Origin of the sequence: Providencia manganoxydans (assembly GCF_016618195.1) — a bacterium.
Taxonomy (GTDB): Bacteria; Pseudomonadota; Gammaproteobacteria; order Enterobacterales; family Enterobacteriaceae; genus Providencia; species Providencia manganoxydans.
Genome location: NZ_CP067099.1, coordinates 3,547,554 through 3,573,287, shown reverse-complemented (window position 1 = coordinate 3,573,287; position 25,734 = coordinate 3,547,554). Strand labels below are relative to the sequence as shown.

21 protein-coding genes and 1 riboswitch are annotated in these 25,734 nt (G+C 43.0%); of the genes, 9 read left to right on the top strand and 12 right to left on the bottom strand.

Annotated elements, in window-relative coordinates; all coding sequences use genetic code 11:
* The first annotated feature begins 60 nt into the window (after window positions 1-60).
* A complete protein-coding gene (locus JI723_RS16200) occupies window positions 61-1,527 on the top strand; it encodes an MFS transporter (RefSeq protein WP_319067400.1) in 1,467 nt (488 codons plus the stop codon).
* Between the two features lie 75 nt (window positions 1,528-1,602).
* On the opposite strand, the gene rpoD is transcribed toward JI723_RS16200, so the two are convergent.
* The 3 genes from rpoD to rpsU all read right to left on the bottom strand — a co-directional run bounded on the left by rpoD (window position 1,603) and on the right by rpsU (window position 5,707).
* On the bottom strand, window positions 1,603-3,456 hold the full coding sequence (rpoD, locus tag JI723_RS16195) for an RNA polymerase sigma factor RpoD (protein WP_070928870.1): 1,854 nt from the start codon (window positions 3,454-3,456) through the stop codon (window positions 1,603-1,605).
* A gap of 173 nt (window positions 3,457-3,629) precedes the next feature.
* A complete protein-coding gene (gene dnaG, locus JI723_RS16190; RefSeq protein ID WP_272580686.1) occupies window positions 3,630-5,375 on the bottom strand; it encodes a DNA primase in 1,746 nt (581 codons plus the stop codon).
* 116 nt (window positions 5,376-5,491) lie between these two features.
* Window positions 5,492-5,707, bottom strand: a complete 216-nt coding sequence (gene rpsU, locus JI723_RS16185; RefSeq protein ID WP_001144069.1) for a 30S ribosomal protein S21 — start codon at window positions 5,705-5,707, stop codon at window positions 5,492-5,494.
* A 349-nt stretch (window positions 5,708-6,056) separates the two neighbouring features.
* On the opposite strand from rpsU, the gene tsaD reads away from it, so the two are divergent.
* Entirely contained in the window at window positions 6,057-7,082 is a 1,026-nt protein-coding gene (gene tsaD / locus JI723_RS16180) for a tRNA (adenosine(37)-N6)-threonylcarbamoyltransferase complex transferase subunit TsaD (RefSeq protein ID WP_070928868.1), read from the top strand.
* Between the two features lie 63 nt (window positions 7,083-7,145).
* Here the strand turns inward: tsaD and JI723_RS16175 are convergent, their stop codons facing one another.
* Window positions 7,146-8,678: a methyl-accepting chemotaxis protein gene (locus tag JI723_RS16175; RefSeq protein WP_272580685.1), complete on the bottom strand. Its 1,533-nt coding sequence runs from the start codon at window positions 8,676-8,678 to the stop codon at window positions 7,146-7,148.
* Between the two features lie 229 nt (window positions 8,679-8,907).
* Window positions 8,908-9,564: a glycerol-3-phosphate 1-O-acyltransferase PlsY gene (gene plsY, locus JI723_RS16170; protein ID WP_070928866.1), complete on the bottom strand. Its 657-nt coding sequence runs from the start codon at window positions 9,562-9,564 to the stop codon at window positions 8,908-8,910.
* 103 nt (window positions 9,565-9,667) lie between these two features.
* Between plsY and folB the strand changes: the two genes are divergently transcribed.
* Complete coding sequence (folB, locus tag JI723_RS16165; RefSeq protein ID WP_070928865.1) at window positions 9,668-10,027, top strand: bifunctional dihydroneopterin aldolase/7,8-dihydroneopterin epimerase; 360 nt, start codon at window positions 9,668-9,670, stop codon at window positions 10,025-10,027.
* Window positions 10,028-10,169: 142 nt separating this feature from the next.
* Here the strand turns inward: folB and JI723_RS16160 are convergent, their stop codons facing one another.
* Both JI723_RS16160 and JI723_RS16155 read right to left on the bottom strand, forming a co-directional pair.
* Window positions 10,170-11,411, bottom strand: coding sequence for a multifunctional CCA addition/repair protein (locus JI723_RS16160; protein WP_070929014.1), 1,242 nt, complete (start codon window positions 11,409-11,411; stop codon window positions 10,170-10,172).
* Window positions 11,412-11,420: 9 nt separating this feature from the next.
* Entirely contained in the window at window positions 11,421-12,038 is a 618-nt protein-coding gene (locus JI723_RS16155; RefSeq protein ID WP_070928864.1) for a TIGR04211 family SH3 domain-containing protein, read from the bottom strand.
* A 353-nt stretch (window positions 12,039-12,391) separates the two neighbouring features.
* On the opposite strand from JI723_RS16155, the gene JI723_RS16150 reads away from it, so the two are divergent.
* From JI723_RS16150 to hldE, 3 genes are all read left to right on the top strand, one after another.
* Window positions 12,392-13,354 (top strand): CYTH domain-containing protein, encoded by a 963-nt coding sequence (locus tag JI723_RS16150; protein WP_272580684.1) that lies wholly within the window; start codon window positions 12,392-12,394, stop codon window positions 13,352-13,354.
* Window positions 13,355-13,363: 9 nt separating this feature from the next.
* A complete protein-coding gene (gene glnE, locus JI723_RS16145; RefSeq protein ID WP_337979556.1) occupies window positions 13,364-16,213 on the top strand; it encodes a bifunctional [glutamate--ammonia ligase]-adenylyl-L-tyrosine phosphorylase/[glutamate--ammonia-ligase] adenylyltransferase in 2,850 nt (949 codons plus the stop codon).
* A gap of 83 nt (window positions 16,214-16,296) precedes the next feature.
* Window positions 16,297-17,727: a bifunctional D-glycero-beta-D-manno-heptose-7-phosphate kinase/D-glycero-beta-D-manno-heptose 1-phosphate adenylyltransferase HldE gene (gene hldE / locus JI723_RS16140; protein WP_272580682.1), complete on the top strand. Its 1,431-nt coding sequence runs from the start codon at window positions 16,297-16,299 to the stop codon at window positions 17,725-17,727.
* Window positions 17,728-17,791: 64 nt separating this feature from the next.
* Here hldE and ubiK read toward each other — a convergent pair whose 3' ends face one another.
* On the bottom strand, window positions 17,792-18,073 hold the full coding sequence (gene ubiK / locus JI723_RS16135) for a ubiquinone biosynthesis accessory factor UbiK (protein ID WP_140180397.1): 282 nt from the start codon (window positions 18,071-18,073) through the stop codon (window positions 17,792-17,794).
* Between the two features lie 233 nt (window positions 18,074-18,306).
* A riboswitch (FMN riboswitch) is annotated at window positions 18,307-18,455 on the top strand.
* Window positions 18,456-18,608: 153 nt separating this feature from the next.
* Here ubiK and ribB point away from each other — a divergent pair.
* Window positions 18,609-19,262: a 3,4-dihydroxy-2-butanone-4-phosphate synthase gene (gene ribB / locus JI723_RS16130; RefSeq protein WP_140180399.1), complete on the top strand. Its 654-nt coding sequence runs from the start codon at window positions 18,609-18,611 to the stop codon at window positions 19,260-19,262.
* A 163-nt stretch (window positions 19,263-19,425) separates the two neighbouring features.
* Complete coding sequence (ygiD, locus tag JI723_RS16125) at window positions 19,426-20,214, top strand: 4,5-DOPA-extradiol-dioxygenase (protein WP_337979555.1); 789 nt, start codon at window positions 19,426-19,428, stop codon at window positions 20,212-20,214.
* 43 nt (window positions 20,215-20,257) lie between these two features.
* Here ygiD and JI723_RS16120 read toward each other — a convergent pair whose 3' ends face one another.
* The 4 genes from JI723_RS16120 to tolC form a co-directional block, all read right to left on the bottom strand.
* Window positions 20,258-21,418, bottom strand: a complete 1,161-nt coding sequence (locus JI723_RS16120) for a glutathionylspermidine synthase family protein (protein WP_070928860.1) — start codon at window positions 21,416-21,418, stop codon at window positions 20,258-20,260.
* A 6-nt stretch (window positions 21,419-21,424) separates the two neighbouring features.
* Window positions 21,425-22,123, bottom strand: coding sequence for a DUF1190 family protein (locus tag JI723_RS16115; RefSeq protein WP_070928859.1), 699 nt, complete (start codon window positions 22,121-22,123; stop codon window positions 21,425-21,427).
* 488 nt (window positions 22,124-22,611) lie between these two features.
* Window positions 22,612-22,815 (bottom strand): hypothetical protein, encoded by a 204-nt coding sequence (locus tag JI723_RS16110; RefSeq protein ID WP_337979554.1) that lies wholly within the window; start codon window positions 22,813-22,815, stop codon window positions 22,612-22,614.
* Between the two features lie 395 nt (window positions 22,816-23,210).
* Window positions 23,211-24,590 carry an outer membrane channel protein TolC gene (gene tolC / locus JI723_RS16105; RefSeq protein ID WP_070928857.1) on the bottom strand — a complete coding sequence of 460 codons (1,380 nt, stop codon included), beginning with the start codon at window positions 24,588-24,590 and terminating at the stop codon, window positions 23,211-23,213.
* 455 nt (window positions 24,591-25,045) lie between these two features.
* Here tolC and nudF point away from each other — a divergent pair, with 455 nt between their 5' ends.
* Window positions 25,046-25,684 (top strand): ADP-ribose diphosphatase, encoded by a 639-nt coding sequence (nudF, locus tag JI723_RS16100; protein WP_272580679.1) that lies wholly within the window; start codon window positions 25,046-25,048, stop codon window positions 25,682-25,684.
* Window positions 25,685-25,734: the final 50 nt, after the last annotated feature.

Below are 25,734 nucleotides of genomic sequence, written 5' to 3'. Positions count from 1 at the left end.
TTGACCGTCGGTCGGTCGTAATTTATGATGCCTACATCATGGAACATGAAGGCAATAAAAATGAAACGTATTTTTTTGATTACCGCGGTCTGCCTAGGCACTTTTATGGCAACGTTGGATATCAGTATTGTTAATGTCGCATTACCTGCGATCCAAAAAGATCTCAATGCGGATATGGGGATGCTACAGTGGATTATTGACTCCTATGCATTGTGCTTATCCGCTCTGATCCTCTCTGTCGGACCTATTAGTGATCGCTATGGGCGTAAGAAAATTTGGTTATGTGGGATCGCTGTCTTTGTTGTTGGTTCAGCGATTTGTGCATTGGCAAATACCCCCCAAGTACTGATTTTAGGACGGATTATTCAAGGGATCGCTGCCGCGGCATTAATACCCGGAGCATTGTCGATCATCACACAAGCATTCAGTAATGATATTGAGCGAATAAAAATTATTGGTATATGGTCTGCGGTAAGTGCATTGTCGTTGATTATCGGTCCGATATTAGGTGGCTTTTTGGTTGATATATTGGATTGGCCAACTATTTTTCTGATCAATATTCCTTTAGGGATTGTGACATTAGTATTAGGTGGCTTGGGTATTTCTGAGAGTGCAGATCCTGATAAAGCGGCGTTTGACCCTTTAGGACAGATTTTGAGTATCATTATGCTAGGTAGCATCACCTTTGGCTTAATTGAGGCGGGCGAATTTGGCTGGACAAGCTTTATCACTCTTGGTGGGATGGGGCTTGGTTTATTGGCTCTTATTAGTTTTATTATTATAGAAACAAAGGTAGAGCGCCCATTATTTCCTATTTTTTTATTTAAAACTAATCGGTTTTTCTTTCAATACAACATGGCTTCTTTTGCGTTAGGTTTTGCGACCTATAGCAATGTGTTCTTTATTGCTTTATTTTTACAAAAGGGACAAGGGTGGGGCGCCTTTGAAGCTGGATTACGCATGGCGCCTGAGTTTGTGGCTATGGCTCTATTTTCATTTTCTTTTGGCCGTCTTTCAGGTTTTATCAGTGTTCGTCACTTAATGATGTTTGGTTTTGTGTTGATTGCAGCTGCTTCGATTGTTCTTGGTTATGTATCGACAGATACTGCTTATTTACCGATTGCAGTGACTTTATTTGTGCTTGGTACAGGAATGGGGATGGCCACCCCTGCAATAGGCGCTCTGATTATGGGGAGTGTTGATAAAGCGTACTCAGGGATTGCTTCCGCAGTAATGAATGCGCTCAGGCAAACAGGGATGACGTTAGGAATTGCGTTGCTAGGTACTTTAATGACACATCGTGCTGTGAGCCAATTAATTGACGATCAATCGCTTGTTTCAATATTACCAAATCAAGATTTTAGTCAATTAATTAACGATGCTTCGCTGATAACACAGCCTTATATAGAACACGCAGTACGCTGTGCATTTACATCTGGTTTTAATGTCGCGATGTTGGGAGGGGCAGTAGCGATTGGTTTAACGTTATTACTGATGGTAAAACGTGGGAAGGTGAGTCGAGCTTAAATACACAAACACCTGCCGAAGCAGGTGTTTTAGACTACTGACAAACGTATTTTGTTTGTCGACAGGCACTATGACTTACTCATCAAGGAAGCTGCGTAACACTTCTGAGCGGCTTGGGTGACGCAATTTACGTAATGCTTTAGCTTCGATCTGACGAATACGCTCACGCGTAACATCGAACTGTTTACCCACTTCCTCTAAGGTGTGGTCAGTGTTCATATCGATACCAAAACGCATACGCAGTACTTTTGCTTCACGCGCGGTTAGACCAGCTAAGACTTCATGAGTTGCTGAACGCAGGCTCTCTGAAGTGGCTGAGTCTAATGGTAGCTCTAAAGTGGTATCTTCAATGAAGTCGCCCAGATGTGAATCTTCATCATCACCGATTGGGGTTTCCATTGAGATTGGCTCTTTAGCGATTTTCAGTACCTTACGGATCTTATCTTCCGGCATTAGCATGCGTTCCGCTAACTCTTCAGGTGAAGGTTCACGGCCCATTTCTTGCAGCATTTGACGAGAGATACGGTTCAGTTTGTTGATAGTTTCAATCATGTGAACCGGTATACGGATAGTACGAGCCTGATCCGCAATCGAACGCGTAATTGCCTGACGGATCCACCAAGTTGCATAAGTTGAGAATTTGTAACCACGGCGATATTCAAACTTATCTACCGCTTTCATCAAACCAATGTTACCTTCTTGGATCAGGTCAAGGAACTGCAAGCCACGGTTGGTGTATTTCTTCGCAATCGAAATAACCAGACGTAAGTTTGCTTCAACCATCTCTTTCTTCGCACGGCGAGCTTTTGCTTCACCGATAGACATACGACGGTTGATATCTTTGACTTGCTCAATGGTTAAGCCAGTTTCTTCTTCGATTTGACGGAGCCTTTGTAGGCAACGCAGAATTTCTTCTTCAACATCTAACAGTTTTTCAGACCATGGCTTGTTCATCGCTTTAGCTGCGGTTAACCAAGTCTCGCTAGTTTCATTACCACTAAACAGGGTGATAAAGTTTTTCTTCGGCATTTTGCACTGTTCAACACACAGTTTCATGATGGTACGTTCTTGGAAACGAACTCTGTCCATCATTTCACGCATGTTATTGACCAGATAGTCAAACTGCTTAGGCACTAAACGGAACTGTTTGAAGACTTCTGAAAGTTCTTCAATAGCAACAGCTGTTTGGGCATTGCTGCGGCCAAACTGTTTAATGTGTTGACGAGTTTTTTCGTACTGCACACGCAGTTCGCTGAATTTTTCACGGGCTAATTCAGGATCGATGCTGTTATCGTCATCGCTATCGCTGTCATCGCCGTCTTCATCGTCTTCATCTTCATCATCGTCTTTATCTAACTCTTCTTGAGGAAGCTCTGAACCAACGTGAGTTGCAGTTGGTGCTAAATCTTCTTCAGCGTTAGGATCGACGAAACCAGTAATTAGGTCAGATAGGCGGCTTTCGCCAGCTTCTACGCGATCATACTGTTCAAGTAAGTAGGTAATGGCTTCAGGGTATTCTGCAACAGAACACTGGACTTGGTTGATGCCATCTTCGATACGTTTTGCAATGTCGATCTCACCTTCACGGGTTAAGAGTTCGACGGTGCCCATTTCACGCATATACATGCGCACAGGGTCAGTAGTACGACCAATTTCACTTTCAACACTGGATAGAACTTGTGCAGCGGCTTCTGCTGCGTCTTCGTCCGTATCGGAAGTAGTTTCAGCGAGTATCAAATCATCGGCGTCAGGTGCTTCTTCCATGACCTGGATGCCCATGTCATTAATCATTTGGATGATATCTTCAATCTGATCTGAATCGACGATATCTTCCGGCAGATGGTCGTTGACCTCAGCATAGGTTAAGTAACCTTGCTCTTTACCCTTGGTTACGAGTAGCTTAAGCTGCGACTGCGGGTTTTGCTCCATAAGACGGTATCCACACTTCTGAGTATTTAGATTGGTGTCGGTCGGCGAAACAATCGGCCAACAAGAACATTCAAAGGAGTTTTTTTATTTTGTTATGCTACGCTCCTTTAATTTCGTAGCAGTTTACAGGCATTTGCCTTTGGTAAATCGGCACTTAAGCCGTTTGGTATTCTTTATATTTTCACACGGGAAAGCGTGATCAAGCGGACTTCTGCGCGCTCTTCAGGGGTCAGCCCTTCCGTTCGTTCTTTCGCTATCAAATAGTCGAAACGCTCATCAAGCGCGCTATTAAACAGATGGTTTAACGCATCTTTAAATGTTTTTTCCGCGATCTCCTCTATCTCTATATCGTTCCAAGTTGCCAGTTTTTCAAGTTGATTAGCAAATTTATTGTCACGATACAGCTCAAGTAACTGCCCAGTTGTTAATCCAGGGTTGGAACGGCAAACATCTACCAGCTCCTGAAAAAGAGAAAGCCCCGGCATTTGGATATGGGCAATTCCCTCTAATGAGGGAACGAACTCAGAGAAGTTCGGATTTTGTACCAACAAAGCGATTAAAATACGCATTGTGGTTGGCTTTAATTTTGGCGCTTGGTAACTTACCGGTTCAGTACTCTCTCTATCAATCATAGCAAGAACCTGAGAAATATCCGGTATACCGATAAAATTTCCTAGTTCTTGAGCCATATAAAGGCGCAATGTTTCACCAGGTATTTGTTTTATCAAAGGGATCGCCAGCTTACTAAATTTTGCGCGTCCCTCCTGCGTTTTTAGATCAACCTGAGGCACGAGCGAGTCAAACAGAAATGAAGATAATGTTTGTGCATCATTCATTCTCAACTCAAATGCATCTTTGCCTTCTTTGCGGACTAAAGAATCAGGATCTTCGCCATCAGGTAAAAACATAAAACGCAATTGGCGACCATCAGTTAAATAAGGTAGGGCATGTTCAAGTGCCCGCCACGCAGCTTCTCTGCCTGCGCGGTCGCCATCATAACAACAAATAACGGTATCAGTTGAACGATAGAGCAACTGAATGTGTTCAGAAGTTGTTGAGGTACCCAGTGATGCCACCGCATAGCGAATGCCATATTGAGCCAATGCAACAACATCCATATAACCTTCAACAACCAACAATTTAGCAATTTCACTGCTATTTTGGGTTGCTTCATAAAGACCAAATAATTGGCGGCCTTTATGAAAAATATCCGTTTCTGGTGAGTTTAAGTATTTCGGTAACGCATCACCAAGAACACGGCCACCAAATGCGATAACACGACCACGGCGATCCCGAATAGGGAACATGACTCGCTCTCTAAAGCGGTCATAAGTACGGCCGTTATCATTAGTCACCAACATACCTGCATCATCAAGCTGTTTGCGACTCTCTGGGTTTACAGCAAATTTTTTGAGCAGATTATCCCACCCCGCAGGGGCAAAACCGATTGAAAAATGCTCAATAATTTCTGTGCTTAAACCACGTTGGCTTAAATAATCTTTGGCTTTATTCGCCGATGGATGACTTAAGGCAGCGTGGTAAAACAGGTTTATTTTCTCCATCAATTGGTACAAATTTTGCCGTTGATGAAGTTCGATTTGACTGGTACCAGTCCCTGTTTCATAAGGAACATCGAGACCATGTAAGGCGGACAGTTCTTCGATGGCTTCGACAAAATCTAATTTGTCGTAATTCATCAAAAAATCAATCGCATTGCCATGAGCACCACAGCCAAAGCAGTAATAAAACTGCCTTTCACTATTCACCGTGAAAGAAGGTGTTTTTTCGTTATGGAACGGACAGCACGCGTGATGGTTTTTACCCTGTTTTTTTAACGGGACTTTTGCATCAACTAAATCGATGATGTCGGTTCTCGCTAACAAATCATTGATAAATGAACGCGGGATTCGTCCAGCCATAAGCCTCTTTTTCGCCTGTTGATGAACGATAATAAGCCGCGCTTCCCTCAGGAAAGCACGGCCTTTAACTGCTTACTAGTACTGCCTGCTATGATTGCGGTAGGCACCGCGACCAATTAGTACAGACGAGTACGGCGTGCGTTTTCGCGAGCCAGTTTCTTAGCGTGACGCTTAACAGCAGATGCTTTAGCGCGTTTACGCTCAGTCGTTGGTTTTTCATAGAATTCACGACGACGAACTTCAGCTAAGACTCCTGCTTTTTCACAGGAACGTTTGAAACGACGCAGTGCAACGTCGAATGGCTCGTTTTCACGTACTTTAATTACCGGCATGTGCCTCTCACCTCAATAGAAATCGGGTTGTTGCTGGCTTTATTCAACCAGCCGTCATTTAAAATGGTGCGGAATTTTACTTCAATGAGTACGGGTTTGTAAAGTGCCGTATAAAATTGAAACACACAAGATTACCAATTGGTTGTTTTGTTTGAACAATCGTTTGTTCCCGCTTGCTCCAAAACACAACCAAATTTAAGTAATAATGAAATTAGCCACACGAAATTTATTACAGGGTGCTGATTATAGACTATACAACAGGAAAAGTCAGCCTTTTGGCATCATAAATTATACGATCAGCTGAATTTAATGGTAGACTTTGGCTTATGCAACAAACAAGGGTAGTGCAATGCGCGTTTTAGGTATCGAAACATCTTGCGATGAAACCGGGATCGCAATTTATGATGATAAGGCCGGTCTATTAGCCAATCAACTCTATAGCCAAATAAAAGTTCATGCAGATTACGGCGGTGTCGTACCTGAATTAGCTTCTCGCGACCATATTCGTAAAACAGTGCCCTTGATTCAAGCGGCGCTCAAAGAAGCGAATTTAACCAGTGCAGATATCGATGCGGTTGCGTATACCGCCGGACCGGGGCTGGTTGGCGCATTAATGGTTGGTGCGACTGTTGGGCGCTCATTAGCTTTTGCATGGGGAGTGCCAGCGGTTGCTGTCCATCACATGGAAGGGCATTTATTAGCACCGATGCTTGAGGAGAAAAGTCCTGAATTTCCGTTTGTTGCTTTATTAGTCTCAGGCGGCCATACCCAGCTGATCAGCGTCACAGGGATCGGTGAATATCAATTGCTTGGTGAGTCTATTGATGATGCAGCGGGTGAAGCTTTCGATAAAACTGCTAAATTATTAGGGCTAGACTACCCAGGGGGGCCTGTCTTATCTCGCATGGCGCAACAGGGTACCGCAGGGCGTTTTGTTTTTCCTCGCCCAATGACGGATCGTCCGGGGCTGGATTTCAGCTTTTCAGGTTTAAAAACCTTTGCTGCGAATACGATCCGTGAAAATGCCGATGATGATCAAACTCGTGCTGATATTGCACGTGCATTTGAAGATGCGGTTGTCGATACTTTGGCTATCAAATGCAAACGAGCCTTAGAGCAAACTGGTTTTAAACGTTTGGTAATGGCTGGCGGGGTGAGCGCTAATCGTACTCTGCGAGCTAAAATGGAAGACGTTTTAAAACAGCGTGGTGGTGAAGTGTTCTATGCACGCCCTGAGTTTTGTACCGATAATGGTGCAATGATCGCTTTGGCGGGGTTGATCCGTTTAAAAGGTGGCTCAACAACAGGGTTAGGCGTTACGGTACGCCCTCGTTGGCCGCTAGCTGAATTACCGCCATTAGTGGAAACTGTATAATTCGTTTTTTGTTAAATCAGTGGTTTTGTGACATGCCACGAAACCACTGATATTTTCTATTGCTTAGTGCAAGATAGTAATTGCATCATCAAGTTGCACAGAGTGCTTTTTTACGATTTCAGATGCGTTAGCACTTTGCTCTACTAATATTGTATTCTTTTGTGCGATGGACTCGAGTTCGAAAACGGCTTGGGTGATTTCAGCTAACCCCGCAGCTTGTTCAGATGTCGCATGGCTAATGTGATTAATCAATTGAGTCACATTCTGTACCTGTTCCACCACCTTTTGTAAGGTATCTCCTGTAGAATGTACGTGTAGCTTACCTGAATGAACTTTGCTCTCACAATCATCAATTAGATCTCTAATATCATTAACGGCGCTAGCACTGCGGCTGGCGAGACTACGTACCTCATCAGCGACGACCGCGAACCCTTTTCCTTGTTCGCCTGCTCGGGCGGCTTCAACGGCAGCATTAAGTGCTAATATATTGGTTTGAAAAGCAATATTTTTGATTACATCAGTAATTGCATTAATTTTGTTGGTGCTAAGAACGATTTCATCCATGGTGTGTACCACATTTTCCATTGCTTCAGCGGCATGTAGGGCTGTACCGCTGGTTTCACTGGACAGTTTATCTGCACGAAGGGTGTTTTCGGCGTTCATTTGCACCGAAACAGACATTTGGTTCATGGTGGCAACGGTTTGTTGGACATAACCAACCGTTTTTTGAGTATGTTGCTCTAATTCATCACAATCTTGCACTAGCAACTCGCTTTCTTTGTGGACATTACCGATTTGGCAAGACACATCGTTAGTGAGCCAACGACAAACTAATCCTAGCTGTCCGATAGAACGTAACATCAAGCCAACTTCATCGACACGGTTAAGATGTGAAATGCTATGGCACTGCCCTCTGGCAACATCCAGTGCTTGTTTAGCGACGCCTTCAAGCGGTTTAGCAATGATCCGTTCGAATAAGAAGTCACCGAAAGATAGGGTGATAAAGGCCGTTAGCGCTGAGCGCAGAAGTGTCATTCCTTGCAGGCCGGATAAAATTGCCATCCCTATCCAACCCATAAATAGCAGGATCACCAATAAGCGAATTCGCCAACGAATAGAGAGCGTGGGGTATTGGCCAAACCAATGTTTTGGTATGACTAAGCCCTTGTGTAACTTATAATGACTGCGATTTTCATTCAGTGATTGGTAAAGAGGCTCTGCGGCAGCAATTTCTTGGCGGGTGGCTTTAGTACGAATTGACATATAGCCTGTAATGACGCCTTGTCGCATCATCGGGCAAATGTTGGCTCTAACCCAGTAGTGATCGCCATTTTTACGCCGATTTTTGACGATCCCCGTCCATGGCTGGCCGTTTTTGAGGGTACTCCACATATCAGCAAAGGCGGCTTTTGGCATATCAGGGTGACGAATAATTTTATGTGGCTGATAAAGCAATTCTTCGAGTGAATAACCACTGACTTGGATAAAGGCGTCGTTAGCGTGAGTGATGTTGCCATCTAAATCACTGGTGGTCATTAAAGTTGTATCATTGTTTAATTGATATTCGTTTTGTGTGGTAAACGGAACTTGGTTCATGTGTACACCATTATTATCGTTGAGTTTCTCAATGGTATACTTCGACTTATTTTAAATTTTCATTAGCTATTATTTTGAATTATTTGATGATTATCTAATTTTTACGTAATAACGCGTAGTAATAGCGCAAAATTTAATTAAAAAAGAGAACAATTATGTAAGGGAAGTAAAAAGGCTGCTTTTGAAGTGACTTGAGAACGTTAGGAGCTTCAATCACAGCCTGTGAATTTTAATCGTTTTGTTCCTGATCTTTTGCTTCTTGTGCAATTTCTTTCGCGGTTTTCTTCTTCTTATTTTTCAGTTTTTGCCAAATACGGCTTTCTTGGCCGCGCCATAGACGTTGAATATTACCATGGTGGCGAACCAGTATCAGACAGGAGAGCATCGCGACAGGGAAGGTGAATTCAGGCTTAAACCACCAAACATAGAACGGCGCTAAGAGAGCACCCACAATTGCGCCTAACGATGAATAACCACTAAGTAGGACAGTGAGTAGCCATGTTCCTGCAATTAGCCCCGAAAGATCCCAACCAATGGCTGCAATTGAACCGAATGCGGTAGCAACGCCTTTTCCGCCTTTAAAGCGAAAGAAAATTGGGTAAATATGGCCAAGACAGGCTGCAATCGCAACAAAGCCAAGATAGAATGGCGGGACTTTTAAGTAATAGGCTAGCCAAACAGGGATCATCCCTTTTAGGACATCGCAAATCAGTACTGAGGCTGCGGCTAATTTACCGCCAACGCGCAATACATTTGTTGCTCCGGGGTTGCCTGAGCCGTGTTGACGGGGGTCGGGTAATCTTGCCAGCCGGCAGATCAGTATGGCACTTGAAACTGAGCCACAAAGGTAGGCAAAGATTATCATGCCAAGCGCGGTTGCACTCATAGCTAACTCCAAAACAGTTAGGGTATTTATTTCACTTCTTGGATAATACGCATATTTTCCAAAAAGTGGTATCAATTCAGCACACAAACGAGAAAATGACGTGATGGATATCGTATTTATTGAACAATTATCAGTCATCACCACCATAGGTGCATATGACTGGGAACAACAAATTGAGCAGAAATTGGTGTTCGATATCGAAATGGGTTGGGATAACAAACGAGCATCAAAGAGCGATAATGTCATCGATTGTCTCGATTACGCGCAAATTAGCCAAGCCATCGTTAGCCATGTTAGCAACAATAAGTTTGCTTTAGTAGAACGTGTCGCTGAGGAAGTGGCTCAAATTATATTAAATGATTTTAATTGCCCGTGGGTACGGATCAAATTGTCAAAGCCGGGGGCAGTAGCACAGGCGATAAGCGTTGGAGTGGTTATCGAAAGAGGTTGTAAAACAGAATAAGAACAATGGCGGTATCACGATAACACCGCCATTTATATTCACTCGTTATGTTCCACGTTGTGGCGTATTGCGTTGAACTATGGTCGCTAGTCTTGCGGTGAGCTAATACTTCTAACCATTCGTTAGCGGTACTTCGCATGAGTTAAAGTATCGATAATAGCGTTTGCAGCTGACGCCACTGTTCAATCTTTTCAATACGTTGGTATGTGAGTTGTTCACGGATTTGTGGTCCTTGAAAACCTTGCTCTATGATTGGTTTGACACTAACGGCTTGAGCCTCTTTGAATGCTTCACGTAAAAATTCACCTTGTGGATACGGTTGCTGTTCAAGTCCCGTTCGTCCACGTGCATCAGCCTCGCTGATGACGCTAAGTTGTTCAATGCGCTCAGGTTTACGCCAACTATCAAGTCCATCAAATAGCTGAATGATTTCTGTCGCACTTAAGCGGTTGATGACATGGATCTGGTCATGAAAACGTGCGGCTAGGCGTGCCAGTTCGCGTGTGCTATTGGGGATTCTGAATCGATCACACAGATTTTCAATTAAACCGATGCCCATTTCACCATGATTTGGATGACTCGGCCAAACTTCCTTGGGTGTTAGTGCTTTACCAACATCATGGCACAGTACGGCAAAACGAATATCAACATCTGTTGATAATTGCGCCGCCATTTGTAGTGCCATCATTGTATGAACCCCTGTATCTATTTCAGGGTGCCATTTTTCTGGGGCGGGTACACCAAATAAATTGTTTATTTCAGGAAATAGCAGTGCAAGTGCACCACATTGGCGTAAAACCTCGAAATAAACGTGTGGGCTGGTGGATTGTAAGGCTTTTTCCGTTTCGGCCCACACACGCTCCGCGGTAAGGTGATTTAACTCGCCTGATGCTGTCATTGATTGCATCAGCGATAGCGTCTCAGGCGCAATTTGGAACCCTTGTGCAGCAAAACGCGCAGCAAAGCGAGCTACTCGTAAAATCCGCAACGGATCTTCGGCAAATGCATCAGAAACATGGCGTAAAATGCGTGCGTTTAAATCATCCACACCATGATAGGGATCGGTGAGTTGCCCTTGTTGATCTTTCGCAATCGCATTAATGGTCAGATCACGACGTAATAGATCATCTTCTATGGTAACGTCAGGCGCAGCGTAGCAGCTAAACCCTGTATAACCCGAGCCAGTTTTACGTTCGGTTCTGGCTAATGCATATTCTTCATGGGTTTTTGGGTGTAGAAATACAGGGAAATCTTTCCCTACTTGCTGGTAGCCTTGTGCCAGCATCGCTTCAGGCGTAGAGCCGACAACGACATAATCGCGATCAGAAACAGGCAGGCCAAGCAGTTCGTCACGTACCGCTCCACCTACCAGATATATTTTCATCATTAATACTTAGCTCATCCAACGGTCATTACGTTTTTTGCGACGAGGAATGATATGCGGCAGGATCAAACCAAAGATCAAACCTGCACCAGCGACTCCACCACCATACATAAACCATTGTAGAATGAGCTCACGACGGCGATCGTCTAAGTTAACTTCCGCGATTTCCAGTTTTTTACCTGATTTAATTAATTCGTTTTTCAGCTTTTCATTTTCAGCTTTTAACTGTTTAACTACGTTGTCATTATCTGCGACACGTTGCTGCATATCTGCTGTACGCGTGTTCCACGTATTATCGATATTTTCCAGTTGCTGACGCAGCTTTTGGTTTTCGGCTTCTAGTTGAGGGATCCGCGTTTTCATACTCGGGATGTTGCTGAGTTGTTCGGTAGGTAGCCAAACGGTACGACCTCGCTCATCTTTTACTTGAGCAAAATTACCATCCGTTGAGAGTAGCTCTACACTTTCTCCTGCATTGAGTGTGCCAACAATGCGATATTTTGTTCCTGGACCACTATGCACATAAGTTGATAATTCATCAGAAACATAACGTTTCTCGGCGGCAGCAGTGCCAATTGACAGGCTGAGTCCTATGATGGAAATGAGGAATAATGGTATTTTTCGCATGGTATTATTTTCTATTCTTTATATGGTGAATGAATGCAGCATACATATGTAGACTTACTCTAAAGAGTTCAGTGTGCGTGTGCAAATGTAAAACGAAAATGGGAACTCTCCTAAGAGGGGCTGTTCCTTGCATTTCTTGACATATACTCGTACTCGTTATATTTCAAGTGGCAGTACAGTTGAACGGCTTCACTCACTGCTATCACATTTCGCGTTATTAACAGTATAAACGTCTGAAATTAATCGAGCGAATAGAATTTTTGCTTTCAGTATAGTTTGTTTTCTCAGTCTACCCTGATAGGGGAAAATTGGGGTAATATGAGTGCAGAGAAATTATTAAATAAAGGAAATGTATGAGCCACCTTGAAGTCGAGCTTAAATTATCTGCTCAAACGACTGCGATAGAGGCAGTGCGCCAATCATTATCGACTCTTTCCCATCAGCATACCGAAGCTAAAAAACTGACTAACATCTATTTTGATACCGAAGAGCGTCAATTACGTCAGTGGGATATGGGGTTACGTATTCGTGGCTGTGATGGCCATTATGAAATGACGATAAAAACAGCGGGGCAAGTGATTGGTGGGTTGCATCAACGCCCTGAATATAATGTGGAAATTGCAACGCCAGAGCTCGATTTGGCAGCATTTCCAGTTGATATTTGGCCTGAAGGTACGGATGTACAGCAATTACAGTCGCAATTGCAAATTCTGTTTAGCACTAATTTTATGCGCGAAACATGGTTAGCCACTTTTGAAGACAGCGAAATCGAGATAGTTTTCGATCAGGGCGAAATTTCCGCGGGATCGCGTGATTTACCGATTCAAGAATTTGAGTTGGAGCTGAAAAAAGGTTTTGTGGCGGATGTATTGAATTTAGCCAAAAAACTTGCCGATATTGATGGATTACGCCTTTCATCATTGAGTAAGGCGGCCCGTGGTTATTCATTGATGCAGTCGGATAAAACGTCAGTACAGCAGCCTGATGATATTTTTGATTATGAGCAACAACCTATCGATCAAGCCTTGGTGCATATGCAGAAATTGAGCCAGCAGCATGAAGCGTATTGGTTAGCGGATGGTGAAGGTGCACGCGAAGGGTTTGATGTCTTTTTGCGTTTTGTGCAGGCATTTTTAGTGCATTATCAAAACTCTGCACCACAATTTATTCAAGATATTCCATTAGAGCAGCTTCGTCATGATCTCGCAGATGAAACACGCACCGCGGAAACTTTTTGTTATAGCAGTTGTTGGTTGAAATGTAAGCTAGCTTTTACACAGTGGCTAATTGCTTTGAAATATACTGATATTCATTAAGGTGTCGATATGCATCCTTTCTCGGAACTGCTTGAAAACCAAAAACAACGTGTTATCGCGCGATTTTCTGATCAGCAAAGTGAATTACTACCTTTGTTTGATACAGAACTCGCTGTGCTCAGCTCAAGTGATTTTGTGCTTAAACAGGTTTTAGCTTACCCCCATTTTTTGCAGCGGATCCGTGAACAGCAGCCTCAACCGACTGAATATCAGCATTATAATCAATGGCTAGTAACAGAACTGGCTCAGATTATGGATGAAGACCATTTGATGCGTGTGTTGCGTATTTTTCGCCATCAGATGTTAGTCAGAATTGCTTGGATGCAAACCTTAACTATCAGTAATGAAAAAGAGACTCTTTTGCAATTAAGTGCTCTTGCGGAGGCACTCATTGTTGCGGCAAGAGATTGGTTATATCGCCAATATAGTCAATCATGGGGAACACCATGCGATAGCGAAGGTCGTCCTCAACCTCTGCTTGTGCTCGGTATGGGTAAGCTTGGCGGTAGAGAGCTGAATTTTTCTTCTGATATCGACCTCATTTTTGCCTATCCAGAAAATGGGTTGACTCGGGGTGGGCGAAAAGAGCTTGATAATGCACAGTTTTTTACGCGTTTGGGGCAAAAATTGATCCGAGTACTGGATCAACTCACCGTCGATGGTTTTGTCTACCGTGTTGACATGCGGTTGCGTCCCTTTGGGGATAGTGGTCCTTTGGTATTTAGTTTTTCTGCGTTAGAGGATTATTACCAAGAGCAAGGTAGAGATTGGGAACGTTATGCGATGGTTAAAGCACGTATTATGGGACCCGATAGCTTACACTATGCAGAAACATTACGGCAGTTATTGCGTCCTTTTGTATATCGTCGCTATATCGACTTCAGCGTAATTCAATCATTACGTAATATGAAAAACATGATTGAACGCGAAGTTAGGCGCCGTGGTTTGGTGAATAACATTAAACTTGGGGCTGGTGGTATTCGTGAAATTGAATTTATTACGCAAGTTTTCCAGTTGATCCGCGGGGGAAGAGAGCCTGCATTGCAATCACAGTCCTTACTACAGGCTATGCAAGGGATCATTGAGCTGGGGTTATTACCTGAATCGCAAGTTGAACAACTACAGAGCACTTACCTGTTTTTACGTCGTGTTGAAAATCTACTGCAAAGTATTGATGATCAACAAACGCAGACCCTTCCTGATGAGCCATTAGACCAAGCCCGATTAGCTTGGGGCATGGGGTTCACACATTGGCAGCCGTTTTATCAAGTTTTAAAACAAAACATGTCTGAGGTCCATCAAATTTTTACCGAGCAAATCGGTCAAGATGATGATGAAGAAACGAAAGATAGCTTTGATGAAATCTACATCACCTTATGGCAAGGTGAATTAGCAAAAGAAGAACTCGCATCCTATCTTCCCTCTCAGGATGAAGAGATCGCTCAGAAAATGATCCATGGCGTGTTAATGTTCCGCCATGATCTGAATAAGCGTACGATTGGGCCGCGTGGGCGTGATGTTCTTGATGACTTAATGCCAAAATTGTTGGCAAAAGTCGGCGAACGAGCCGATGCAGGGCAAGTGATTGAACGCTTAACGCCACTATTATTAAGTATTGTCAGCCGCACCACTTATTTAGAATTGATGCTTGAATTTGATGAAGTATTAACTCACGTCATTCGTTTGTGTGCGGCATCACCAATGATTGCAGAGCAGCTGGCTCGCCATCCACTGTTGCTGGATGAGTTATTAGATCCCAAATCGCTGTATCAACCTTTACCTTTAACCGCTTATCGAGATGAATTACGTCAATATTTAATGCGTGTGCCAGATGATGATGAAGAACAACAACTCGAAGCATTAAGACAGTTTAAGCAAGCTCAGTTGCTACGTATTGCGGCAGAAGATATCACAGGTGTGTTGCCTGTTATGAAAGTCAGCGATCACCTAACTTACCTTGCTGAAGCCATTATTGATGCGGTTGTTCATCAAGCATGGCAAAAAATGGTTAAGCGTTATGGAGAGCCCGCACATCTGGCTCAATCAGGTGAAAAGCAATACGGATTTGCGGTATTGGGTTATGGCAAACTCGGCGGTTGGGAACTTGGTTACAGCTCCGATTTAGATTTAGTATTTCTGTTTGATTGTCCGATTGGTGTGGTGACCAATGGTGAACGTTCGATCGATGCAAGGCAATTTTATTTACGCGTTGCTCAGCGCATTATTCACCTGTTTAGCACCCGTACGGCTTCTGGGGTTCTGTATGAAGTGGATGCACGCTTAAGGCCATCCGGTGAGTCAGGGATGCTAGTCAGCACCATTGAAGCGTTCGATGATTATCAAAAAAACGACGCTTGGACATGGGAACATCAGGCTCTGATCCGCGCACGTATGGTGTTTGGCGATGCAAAATTACAACACGAATTTAAACGTATACGTCATGAAACCTTATGTACACCACACGATGCAGAAACGCTTCGTCAGCAAGTTCGCGATATGCGTCTCAAAATGCATCAGCACTTAGGCAGTCATCAAGCAACGCAGTTCGACTTAAAAGCTGACCCCGGTGGCATTACCGATATTGAGTTTATCGCTCAATACCTCGTGCTACGCTATGCACCTGATAATCCCTCATTAACCCGTTGGTCAGATAATGTCCGTATTTTTGAGTTAATGGCTCAACATGATTTGATGTCTGAAGAGGAAGCGAATGCGTTAACTCAGGCTTATGTTTCTATGCGCGATGAGCTACATCACCTTGCCTTACAGTCATTGCCTAGTCGCGTTGATATCAGCCAGTTCACGGCTGAACGCGAACAAGTGCTAACAAGTTGGACAAAATGGTTAGGTGTAGCCTAAGAGGATCATTAACGTGTGTTATTTCTTTATGATAGTATCGCGTTAATTATTGACAGTTTCTTTTGGAAAATTGGAGTTTTGGGATGAAAGTAACACTCCCTGATTATAAGCAAGCAGGCGTACTGGTTGTGGGCGATGTCATGCTCGATCGTTATTGGCATGGTCCTGCAAGTCGTATTTCACCTGAAGCCCCTGTTCCGGTGGTCAAAGTCAGCATGGTTGAGGAGCGGCCAGGTGGCGCAGCAAACGTTGCTATGAATATTGCTTCGTTAGGCGCGAATTCACGTCTTGTTGGTTTAACAGGGATTGATGATGCTGCTAAAGCGCTCACAGAAAGCTTAAATGCGGTTAAGGTTCGGTGTGATTTTGTGGCTATCCCAACACATCCCACGATCACTAAATTGCGAGTCCTATCGCGTAACCAACAACTGATCCGCCTCGATTTTGAAGAAGGCTTCGAAAACGTTGATGTGCAACCGATGTTAGAGCGCATTGAGCAAGCATTGCCACATATTGGCGCATTAGTGCTTTCTGACTACGCCAAAGGGGCACTCTCGCAAGTACAAAAAATGATTGAATTGGCAAATAAAGCAGGCGTGCCTGTGCTGATCGATCCAAAAGGGAACGATTTCGAGCGTTACCGTGGTGCGACGTTGTTAACGCCAAATATGTCTGAGTTTGAGGCGATTGTTGGTCGTTGCCATAATAACCAAGATGTTGAAGAAAAAGGGATAAAATTATTAGAATCTCTTGATTTAACCGCGTTACTGATCACTCGTTCAGAACAAGGTATGAGCCTGATCCGCCGTAATGCACCGACACTGCATTTACCAACAGAAGCCCAAGAGGTTTATGATGTAACAGGGGCGGGGGATACCGTGATCGGTGTTTTAGCCGCATCGATTGCATCAGGTCGCCCACTACATGAAGCATGCGCACTTGCTAACGCTGCGGCAGGTGTAGTTGTTGGTAAATTGGGTACCTCTACCGTTTCGCCAATCGAATTAGAAAATGCGATCCGTGGGCGTGCTGATAACGGCTTTGGCGTGATGGATGAACAGCAGCTCAAACAAGCTGTAGCGAATGCAAGGCTGCGTGGTGAGCGAGTCGTAATGACTAATGGCTGCTTTGATATTCTGCATGCAGGCCATGTTTCTTACCTTGCCAATGCACGTAAGCTTGGTGATAGATTAATTGTTGCTGTTAATAGTGACGCATCAACTCGTCGATTGAAGGGGGAAACACGTCCAGTTAACCCGCTAGAGCAACGCATGATCGTACTCGGTGCATTAGAATCGGTTGATTGGGTGGTCCCCTTTGAAGAAGATACTCCTCAACGCTTGATCAGCGAAGTACTCCCTGATGTTTTAGTGAAAGGTGGCGACTACCGACCAGAAGAGATCGCGGGCAGTGAGGAAGTTTGGGCTGCGGGCGGTGAGGTCAAAGTGCTTAATTTTGAAGATGGCATCTCAACGACCAATATCATCAAAAATATTATCAAAACCAAAGAATAAATAATTTTAAAATTTTTATTTACGGCCTGTAATGATGCAATTGCAGGCCGTAATGAAACAAATATCACTGGTTTTGTTGTTGCTCTTCGACACCATTGTCGTCATTAAAACGTTCTTCTAATGCCTTCACACGCTGTTCCATCTGTACTAATTTTTCGCGAGTGCGTAGCAACACTTGAGTTTGGATATCAAACTCTTCTCGGCTGACTAGATCCAGTTTGCCAAGTTGTGATTGCAGTAATGAGCGTAATTTTTTATCGAAGTCCTCACCTAAATCACGAACGCCTTTTGGTAAAGCGCCTTGAATTTGGCGAGCGACTTGTTCAATTTTTTTCGGATCGAGCATTCGCGGGTCCTTAAGATTTTAAAGAGATATTGAGGGCTAGTGTAATACTTGAAGGGGGCTAACTCAACAAGACTCGCGCTGGATCGCTTAATTGACTAAGAAGATTGATAGATATTTGCCAATTTAAATCTAACTATGCGTTTTTTATTAACTTTTTTGACTATAAGTGTGAGTTGAGCATCAATTTTGGCTTTGCTGATTGCACGTTAAAATTATTAGCGCTATATTGAATACGTTTATCTCAGGGCGGGGTGAAAGTCCCCACCGGCGGTAACATGCTATGCATGAAGCCCGCGAGCGCTTTACTTGTCATGAGTAAAGGTCAGCAGATCCAGTGTGACTCTGGAGCCGACGGTTATAGTCCGGATGGGAGAGAATTAACTGTATCAGCATTTTGTGCTTTATAGCACAGTACTGCGTTGCATATCTGAGTCTGCAAAAGGCGCATTCGTGTTTTTTGTTTATTCAGTTCTCGTACTCCTAAGACTGCCCTGATTCTGGTAACTAATAAATTATTACTTAAGAGGTTTTTACCATGAATCAGACGCTACTTTCCGAATTCGGTAATCCAATCGAACGTGTTGAACGCGCCCTTGAAGCATTACGTCAAGGTAAAGGTGTACTCGTACTCGATGATGAAGACCGCGAAAACGAAGGCGACCTTATTTTTGCAGCAGAGACAATGACGCCAGAGCAAATGGCAATGACAATCCGCTATAGCAGCGGCATTGTTTGCTTATGCATCACTGAAGAACGTCGTAAGCAACTCGAATTACCTATGATGGTTGAAAAAAATACTAGCCAAAACCAAACTGCTTTTACGGTGACGATTGAAGCGGCTAAAGGTGTCACTACAGGGGTATCTGCGGCAGATCGTATTACCACTATCCGTGCAGCGATCGCGGATAACGCAGTACCCGCTGATATCCATCACCCTGGACACGTGTTCCCTTTGCGTGGTCGTGAAGGCGGAGTATTAGTACGTCGTGGTCACACAGAAGCAAGTATTGATTTAGCTACCCTTGCAGGTTTTAAACCCGCAGGTGTATTGTGTGAACTGACGAACGATGATGGCACCATGGCGCGTACGCCTGAAGTGGTTGAATTCGCAAGGCAGCATGGCATGACAGTGTTAACCATTGAAGATCTGGTTGCCTACCGTCTACAAACCGAAAAAAAAGCCAGCTAAGTTGAACTTAAACGTTTAGCACTGTATTTAAGAAGCCACAAATTTGCACACTTTGTGGCTTTTTCAATTTATTTGATAGACATGCTCAGAGTTACTCTACTGTGATCTAACACAAAATTGCGTATGCTGAAGGTAGAATTCGTAAGATGGAGCATGAAACATCATGTTAACCGACAAAATGCCCGCTCTGTTCATTGGCCATGGTAGCCCAATGAATGCGCTGTCTGACAATCGCTATACCAAGGCATGGGAAGCTCTCGGACAAACACTACCAAAGCCGCAAGCAATCTTAATGGTATCAGCACATTGGTATACACGAGGAACTGCTGTTACCGCAATGTCCCAACCTAAAACTATCCATGACTTTGGTGGTTTTCCCGATGCATTATATCAAGTGCAATACCCTGCACCAGGCTCACCTGAGTTAGCTCAACAAGTGGCTGAGTTATTAGCGCCATTAGATATTTATTTAGATAACCGTGAGTGGGGGCTTGATCATGGTACATGGGAAATACTGGTTCGTATGTATCCTCAAGCAGATATCCCAGTAGTTCAGTTAAGTATTGATGGCACAAAACCTGCGGCTTGGCACCTAGAAATGGGGCGTAGATTAGCTATCTTACGGCAGCAGGGCGTGATGATTATGGGCAGTGGTAATGTTGTTCATAACCTACGAGAAATGAACTGGCAAAATGCGGAAGCAGCAGCTTACCCATGGGCTCGTTCATTTGAACAGTTTGTGATAGAGCATTTACGGAGTGGTGAACAGCCGCACCCGTTGACACAAGCCCTTGAAAGAGAAGATGGACAACGTTCAAATCCATCGCCTGAACATTTTTTACCTTTATTGTATGTGCTGGGAAGTTGGGATGGCAGTGAAGTCATATCTACGCCAACAGAAGGGATTGTATCAGGTTCACTGAGTATGTTATCAGTACAAGTAGGTGAATAGATTATAAGAAAAACGGCATGTGAAAACATGCCGTGATATTAATTTAGTCAATAATGACGTGTGGATAGAAACGTGAGAGATCTTGAGTGATTAACTCTTTATCTTCACGAATACAGATCCCAGCAGGTTGATCATTCACTAACCAGCTTCCAACCAAGGTATAATTACCTTCGAATTGAGGTAGTGGATGGAATTGCTGAATGATCATTCCTTCTTCGCCGTACGGCCCATCAGCAGATGCAATCTCTTGACCATTTTCAATCACGCGAATGTTAGCCCCTTCACGAGAGAACAGTGGCTTGATCACATAGCTATCTAGCTCTGGTTTTGAGCCATCAGCAAAGTAAGCTGGCAATAAATTAGGGTGATCAGGAAACATTTCCCATAGCATAGGTAGCAATGCTTTATTGGAAATAATACTTTTCCACGCTGGTTCTAACCAACGCACACCTGCATCTTCTAATTTGGTAGAGAAAATCTCTCTGAGCATGAATTCCCATGGATACAACTTAAACAGGTTGCTAATAACCTGATCTTGGGTATCGGTGAATTCACCTCTTTCACCTAAGCCGATTTCGTCCATAAACAGAAATTCAGTCGCAACACCCGCTTCATTCGCGCAGTCTTGCAGATACTGAACGGTGCCGCGATCTTCATCGGTATCACGACAGCATGCCATATGCAGTAAACGGAAACCGTGTTGATCTTTAAGCTGCGTAAAGCGTTCAATTAACTGTTCTTGGATACTGTTAAATTGATCGGCATTTTCAGGTAACTTACCTGCTTCTACTTGATCTTCTAGCCAAATCCATTGGAAAAAAGCAGACTCATAAAGAGACGTTGGTGTATCCGCATTATTTTCCAGTAGCTTAGGAGGGTTAACGCCATCATAAGCGAGATCAAGGCGTGAATAGAGTGAAGGTTGGCTGGTTTTCCATGAGTGGCGTACAAAGCCCCAACAATGTTTAGGGATCTGAAAACGTGTCAGTAGCTCATCACTTTCAATAACGCGTTCTACAACTTTTAGACACATTTGATGCAACTGGGCAGTTGCATCTTCAATTTCTTCTATTTGTGCCATTGAGAACTGATAATAAGCATCTTCAGACCAGTACGGCTCGCCGTACATAGTGTGAAAACCGAAGCCAAACTCTGCTGCTTTTTCGCGCCAATCAGGGCGCTCAATAATAGGAACTCGTTTCATTACTTATCAACCACCCATTGAACGGGAAGAAGATTTAGATGAAGAAGACGATTTCTGTGCCATTGCTTGTTTATTCACTGTGTCACCAAAACCACCACGCGTTACTGTTGAGGTCGTTGCTGGCTTAGGCGCCATTGCTGTTTTAGGTACGCTGATTGAACGACCACCAGCAACTGCTGGGCCATAACTTTTACCTGCGGCATCCACAAATTTGCCATTTGCAGGACTGGCTGGGTTTTTAGAGCTAAATAATGGCTGTGATGGTGCGCCACCGCCCATCATACGACCCATCATATAACCCATCATCAGAGGCATCCACATGCTGCCTGAGCTGCTTTGTGCTTGTGCTGTTTGTTCGCCATTGCCTGTATTTGTACCCGCAAAGCTTGCTTGTGCAGGAGCCTGAGTACACATTGACTCACCGAACTCAGCAATACAGTCTGCTTGAGTGGCATACTTAGGCGCAGTTTTTGCAGCTTCTTGTAATGCGTTATTGTAAGCCAAAGTACATTGTTCAGCTTGCGATGGATTCGCTTGGCTACAGTCTTGAGCATTGGTGTAAAGAGAAACGGTTTCATCACTTTCTTCGCAAGCAGAAAGCATAAATACGGCACTAACAGCGATAGCTACAGGTGCTAAGCGGTATGAACGCCAAGACTTACGAAATGCGTCTTGATTGATATCTTTGGTGCGCTTCATGGTCATGGTAATTACCCTGAATTAAGAGTGAGATAAGATGTTAGTTGTTGACCCTAGGATAGGGCAATTACGATGAAAATTAAAGCAAAAACACCAGTGAAAAACGAATAAATAATAAATTTTGTGAATTTTCTACTAAAAGTGATGATGAGTAACTTATTTATTTGATAATAAATGATAATTTCTTTTTTATTTCAAATGGTTGTTGGTTGGTTGTTTTTTATGCATCAACCCGATATCTATAATCGGAATTAGCTGATTTTGCTAAGATAAACATCACTAAGACAAAGCTAATTAAATTTATAGAATAAAATAGTTATTTATAGGCGTCTTTTCTATTTAGTTATCAGTTTAAAGGGATTTAATGATATCAAAAACAGCGGTTTATTTAGATAAACTGACCTAGATATTTAGATATAAATAAGATGATTGGCAAAGAGAGTAAGTTTGCTACGCAAGAGAGCAATAAACATCTATTGCGTAGCAATTATGTATTATGGTCTTGGTGGTGTTTTTACTTTATGTTTTTTTGGCGCTTTCTTCTTTTTTGGTGGTGGAGTCGGTTTTTTATTTTTATGTACTTTAGCGGCGTGAGCCGATGGTTTTACCGCTTGATGATGTGCTGGTGGCGCAGCTTGCGCAGTTGCAGCAGGTAAAACAAGAGCAGTACATAATGCCAGCAGGATCATTTTTTTCATGAGAGTTCCATTTTTATACTCTAAATAATTTGAGGTGCAGCTAGGCGACAAGTGAATGAGTCGCTAAGAGCATAGAAAACTAGATGACTGGCGCAAGTGAGCGACGTCAACAGCGCTGCAATTTGAAGTATAACGAATATAGATCAATTACAGGCGCTAGCTTTATATCACCGGTAAATGAGTAAAGAAAAATGACTTTGCATTCACTGACGCAAACCTCATAATTTATTCTTAATCTTTGCATAACTATTTAATATTAAAGTGATTAATATATTTTGTTTATTAATTTGAATGTAGATAATAATGATATTATTGGTTTAAGATGATTTTACTGAGGAAAGGGTTTTAAATAAAAGAAAGGGGGCTTATTTATAAGCCCCTCCTTAAATTGCCAATTATTTAATTTTTGGCGCTTCGATATTACGGATGATGCTGCTAGAGGCTGTAGACACTTCTTTACCTAGGCTAGCATTTAAACGTGCGATATCTTCTTCGTTGAGGGTACCGCGAGCAAACTCAATATTGAGCTGATTAATCATATAATCATATCGAGCATTAGATAGGTTTTGTTTCGCCTGATATAACGCTGTTGTTGCCGTTAATACGTCAACGATAGTACGAGTTCCGACTTGATAGCCCGCTTCCATCGCATCTAATGAGCTTTGTGCAGAAACCACAACTTGTTTATAAGCATTGATACTGCTGATAGAAGAAGAGACGTTATTGTAAGAAGAACGTACTAATTGGATCACATTACGGTAGACGCTTTCAAGTTGCTCGCTTGCACCTTGAAAACCGTATTGCGCCTGTTCGACCTGTGAACTCACCGCACCGCCACTATACAGTGGTAAGCTTAATGTTAAGCCAACACTATTTTGACCAGTGTAACTATTACGATCAGTGGTTGGTGGAAGAGAGCTACCATGGTTGTGGCTATTAGTGACGCTCGTTGCAGCATCTAAGCTAACCGTCGGCATGTGGCCAGTTTCTGCTAAACGGATATTTTCGCGAGAAACATCTTGTGCTAAACGAGCACTCAGCAAGCTAAGATTACGCTCTTCAGCTTCTTTTAGGATCGCTTCAACCTGATCAGGATTGACAGTTTTAAAACGATCAATATTCAATGATGCTAATTGGTTATAGTAAACACCGCTGACTTGACGCAGCTTTTCAACCGCATTTTCTAAATCATTACGACCTGCAACTTCTTGCGCTAAAACACTATCATAGTTAGCACGGGCGTTTTGTACGTCAGTGATTGCCACTAAGCCAACATTAAAACGTTGAGTCGTTTGATCTAATTGACGATAAACAGCTTCTTTGTTTGCTTCGATATAAGACAGCGCATCAATCGCTTTCAATACATTGAAGTAAGCAGTAGCGGTATCCAAAATCAGTTGTTGCTGGCTAGTCTGATAAGTGACATCAGAGATACCTGCGGTTTTTTCTTGGACGTTCAATTGACGCCATTTTGACATGTCAAAGACCGTCTGAGTCAATTTCAACGAGGCATTTAGGCCATTACTTTCAGTATTACTTGCATCGCGGTAACCGCTACCATAAGTTACGCCAGCACCTAAACCTAATTGTGGTAACAATGGGCTACGGGCTTCGTTAATTTTTTCAAAAGCTTGGTTGCGCTCTGCCAGCGATTTTCTTAAATCAGGGTTGCTCTCTTTCGATTTTTGGTAAACCTGAAGGAGATCTTCTGCGTAGCTATTTGTACTGAGACCCACAAAACTCATCGCAATAAAAAGGGGAAGCAGTTTCTTCATTTGGATTCCTTGATTAAACAACAAATAGGTGGAGTCTGTTACCTATATGCTCATCATAATTCAAGTTACAGTGCTATTGCCTATGTTCACTTACGCGCGTCACATACTTTTGTACGCTCCTAGCGACTCGTTGACTTATTGCCTCGCTGTACCTTGAATTATTTAGAGCATAGCCCATCTGAGATTAAGACGGATAATAGGGCAATTACAGTAACCTATGTCAAAATAAATCATTAGCACTAAAAACAGTTATCAAAAATAGACTCTGTTGTTGCCCATCGATTTAAATAATGACGCGTATTGTAACAGAATATCGGTTGTGTTAACGGTAGCGTTTTGTGCCATTTCGTCTCAATTTGTTTAAACATTAACTCATCTCAGAGCAAAAAACCTTAAAAACTGTCTTATTCCACAATTTTTCCTTAATATGGAAATCATCAGTTTAGGAGACTGTTATGACAAATAACGCAAAACAACCATTTAAATACAATAAAAATGATGTTGAAATTATATCTAAGCGTAAATTATTTAACGGTTTTTTTCAAATGGTGGAATACCGTTTTCGCCATCGATTATTTGAAGGCGGTTGGAGCCAAGAAATTACTCGTGAAGTTTTTGAACGCGGGCACGCAGGGGTTATTTTGCCCTATGATCCCAGTAGCGATCAGGTCGTATTGATCGAGCAAATTAGATTACCGGCGATCGAAACCAGTGAAACACCATGGCTACTTGAAGCCATTGCCGGGATGATCGAGCCAAATGAAACGGTTGAAAATGTTATTCATCGTGAGGCTGATGAAGAGGCGGGTTTAAAAATAGGCCGTACAGAAAAAGCCTTGAGCTACCTCTCTAGCCCTGGGGGGACATCAGAACGTATGTATGTCTATGTCGGAGAAGTGGATAGCACTCAGGCATCAGGGATCCACGGTTTGAAATCAGAAAATGAGGATATCCGAGTTCATGTGGTCAGTCGTGATCAGGCTTATCAGTGGGTTGAGCAAGGGATCATTGATAATGCAGCTACCGTAATTGTGCTGCAATGGTTGCAACTAAATTATAAAAAACTGCAACAAAAATGGGTGAAACAGTCTTAAATAATCATTAATCTAATGAAGTGTGTGCTATTTAGCAGATATTGGCCAAC

Bases quoted from the DNA above. Each gene is read 5' to 3' on its own strand.
- plsY (WP_070928866.1), bottom strand. From the start codon at position 9,564: ATGAGTGCAACCGCGCTTGGCATGATAATCTTTGCCTACCTTTGTGGC.
- JI723_RS16200 (WP_319067400.1), top strand. From the start codon at position 61: ATGAAACGTATTTTTTTGATTACCGCGGTCTGCCTAGGCACTTTTATG.
- ubiK (WP_140180397.1), bottom strand. From the start codon at position 18,073: ATGCTCGATCCGAAAAAAATTGAACAAGTCGCTCGCCAAATTCAAGGC.
- JI723_RS16160 (WP_070929014.1), bottom strand. From the start codon at position 11,411: ATGAAAATATATCTGGTAGGTGGAGCGGTACGTGACGAACTGCTTGGC.
- JI723_RS16155 (WP_070928864.1), bottom strand. From the start codon at position 12,038: ATGCGAAAAATACCATTATTCCTCATTTCCATCATAGGACTCAGCCTG.
- tsaD (WP_070928868.1), top strand. From the start codon at position 6,057: ATGCGCGTTTTAGGTATCGAAACATCTTGCGATGAAACCGGGATCGCA.
- JI723_RS16150 (WP_272580684.1), top strand. From the start codon at position 12,392: ATGAGCCACCTTGAAGTCGAGCTTAAATTATCTGCTCAAACGACTGCG.
- rpoD (WP_070928870.1), bottom strand. From the start codon at position 3,456: ATGGAGCAAAACCCGCAGTCGCAGCTTAAGCTACTCGTAACCAAGGGT.
- rpsU (WP_001144069.1), bottom strand. From the start codon at position 5,707: ATGCCGGTAATTAAAGTACGTGAAAACGAGCCATTCGACGTTGCACTG.
- JI723_RS16120 (WP_070928860.1), bottom strand. From the start codon at position 21,418: ATGAAACGAGTTCCTATTATTGAGCGCCCTGATTGGCGCGAAAAAGCA.
- ribB (WP_140180399.1), top strand. From the start codon at position 18,609: ATGAATCAGACGCTACTTTCCGAATTCGGTAATCCAATCGAACGTGTT.
- folB (WP_070928865.1), top strand. From the start codon at position 9,668: ATGGATATCGTATTTATTGAACAATTATCAGTCATCACCACCATAGGT.
- JI723_RS16175 (WP_272580685.1), bottom strand. From the start codon at position 8,678: ATGAACCAAGTTCCGTTTACCACACAAAACGAATATCAATTAAACAAT.
- dnaG (WP_272580686.1), bottom strand. From the start codon at position 5,375: ATGGCTGGACGAATCCCGCGTTCATTTATCAATGATTTGTTAGCGAGA.
- ygiD (WP_337979555.1), top strand. From the start codon at position 19,426: ATGTTAACCGACAAAATGCCCGCTCTGTTCATTGGCCATGGTAGCCCA.
- hldE (WP_272580682.1), top strand. From the start codon at position 16,297: ATGAAAGTAACACTCCCTGATTATAAGCAAGCAGGCGTACTGGTTGTG.
- JI723_RS16115 (WP_070928859.1), bottom strand. From the start codon at position 22,123: ATGACCATGAAGCGCACCAAAGATATCAATCAAGACGCATTTCGTAAG.
- nudF (WP_272580679.1), top strand. From the start codon at position 25,046: ATGACAAATAACGCAAAACAACCATTTAAATACAATAAAAATGATGTT.
- tolC (WP_070928857.1), bottom strand. From the start codon at position 24,590: ATGAAGAAACTGCTTCCCCTTTTTATTGCGATGAGTTTTGTGGGTCTC.
- JI723_RS16110 (WP_337979554.1), bottom strand. From the start codon at position 22,815: ATGAAAAAAATGATCCTGCTGGCATTATGTACTGCTCTTGTTTTACCT.
- glnE (WP_337979556.1), top strand. From the start codon at position 13,364: ATGCATCCTTTCTCGGAACTGCTTGAAAACCAAAAACAACGTGTTATC.